Genomic DNA, 452 nt, shown 5'->3' with positions numbered 1-452 from the left:
GGGGAGCCGATAGCCTGCCGGAACAGGTGAGCGAACGGACAAGGGGGGATCCATGCGGGTGCTCGGCGTGGACCCGGGGCTGACCCGGTGCGGTGTCGGGGTCGTCGAGGGCGTGGCGGGGCGCCCGTTGACCATGATCGGTGTCGGCGTGGTGCGCACCGCGGCCGACGCGGAGCTGGGCCACCGGCTGGTCGCCGTCGAGCGGGGCATCGAGCAGTGGCTCGACGAGCACCGGCCCGAATACGTCGCGGTGGAGCGCGTGTTCAGCCAGCACAACGTCCGTACCGTGATGGGCACCGCCCAGGCCAGCGCCGTCGCCATGCTGTGCGCGGCCCGGCGAGGCATCCCGGTCGCCCTGCACACCCCCAGCGAGGTCAAGGCCGCCGTCACCGGCTCCGGACGCGCCGACAAGGCCCAGGTCGGGGCCATGGTGACCCGGTTGCTGCGGGTCG

At 73.7% G+C, this 452-nt stretch carries 1 protein-coding gene; it reads left to right on the top strand.

The genetic code is table 11. From position 1 onward, the window contains the following. Positions 1-52 precede the first annotated feature (52 nt). A partial coding sequence (locus IH13_RS0115565; protein WP_031084824.1) for a crossover junction endodeoxyribonuclease RuvC occupies positions 53-452 on the top strand: 400 nt, incomplete at its 3' end.

The sequence above is a fragment of the Streptomyces sp. NRRL WC-3549 genome (assembly GCF_000721935.1).
Classification (GTDB): Bacteria; Actinomycetota; Actinomycetes; order Streptomycetales; family Streptomycetaceae; genus Streptomyces.
The sequence above is the reverse complement of the archived record's forward strand: the minus strand, read 5'-3'. Positions and strand labels throughout refer to the sequence as shown.